The sequence below is a fragment of the Ruegeria sp. AM9 genome (assembly GCF_056540565.1).
Map to the genome: position 1 here is coordinate 1 of NZ_JBQFWY010000038.1, position 1,221 is coordinate 1,221.

Consider the following 1,221-nt stretch of genomic DNA (forward strand, 5'->3'; position numbering starts at 1 on the left):
TTGACCTTGGCTTCGACTTCGCCGTTGCCGTCCTCGCCATTGGCGGCCAGGCCATCGACCACTTCGATGATCCAGTCGGCGATCTGGCGGAATTCGGTCTCGCCGAAGCCGCGGGTGGTTCCGGCGGGCGAGCCCAGACGGATGCCCGACGTGATGGTCGGCTTTTCCGGATCAAACGGCACGCCGTTCTTGTTGCAGGTGATATGCGCCCGGCCCAGAGCCTTTTCGGTGGCGTTGCCCTTGACGCCTTTGGGGCGCAGATCGACCAGAACCACATGGGTGTCGGTGCCGTGAGTCACCGTGTCCAGACCGCCCTTGATCAGCTGATCCGACAGCGCCTGCGCGTTCACCACAACCTGCTTGATATAGTCCTTGAACGCCGGCTGCAGCGCCTCGCCGAAGGCCACGGCCTTACCGGCGATCACATGCATCAGCGGGCCGCCCTGAATGCCGGGGAAGATGGCCGAGTTCACTTTCTTGGCGATCGCCTCGTCATTGGTCAGGATCATGCCGCCGCGCGGACCGCGCAGGGTTTTGTGGGTGGTGGTGGTGGCCACATGGGCGTGCGGGAAGGGGCTGGGGTGCTCACCTGCCGCAACCAGACCGGCGAAATGCGCCATGTCCACGTGCAGGTAGGCGCCAACCATGTCCGCAATCTCGCGCATGCGGGCAAAGTCGATCTGGCGCGGGATGGCCGAACCACCGGCGATGATCAGCTTGGGCTGGTGCTCTTTCGCCAGCGCTTCGACCTGATCGTAATCCAGCATGTTGTCTTCTTTGCGCACACCGTACTGGACGGCCTTGAACCACTTGCCAGACTGGTTGGGCGCGGCGCCGTGGGTCAGGTGGCCGCCCGCATCCAGGCTCATGCCCAGAATGGTATCGCCGGGCTGGATCAGCGCCTGGAACACACCCTGGTTGGCCTGGCTGCCCGAGTTCGGCTGCACGTTGGCGAATTCACAGCCGAACAGCTGCTTGGCGCGGTCGATGGCCAGGTTCTCGGCGATGTCGACGAACTGGCAACCGCCATAGTAGCGGCGGCCGGGGTAGCCCTCGGCGTATTTGTTGGTCATCACCGAGCCCTGCGCCTCCATCACGGCGGCAGAGACGATGTTCTCGGACGCGATCAGCTCGATCTCGTCGCGCTGGCGGCCCAGCTCGGATGTGATCGAGCCAAAAAGCTCAGGATCACGGTCCGAAAGCGATTGGGTGAAAAAACCG

At 63.6% G+C, this 1,221-nt stretch carries 1 protein-coding gene; it reads right to left on the reverse strand.

What is annotated here, in order from left to right; genetic code table 11:
• On the reverse strand, nucleotides 1-1,221 hold a 1,221-nt coding region (glyA, locus tag ACR0DO_RS19455), incomplete at both ends, for a serine hydroxymethyltransferase (protein WP_480561089.1).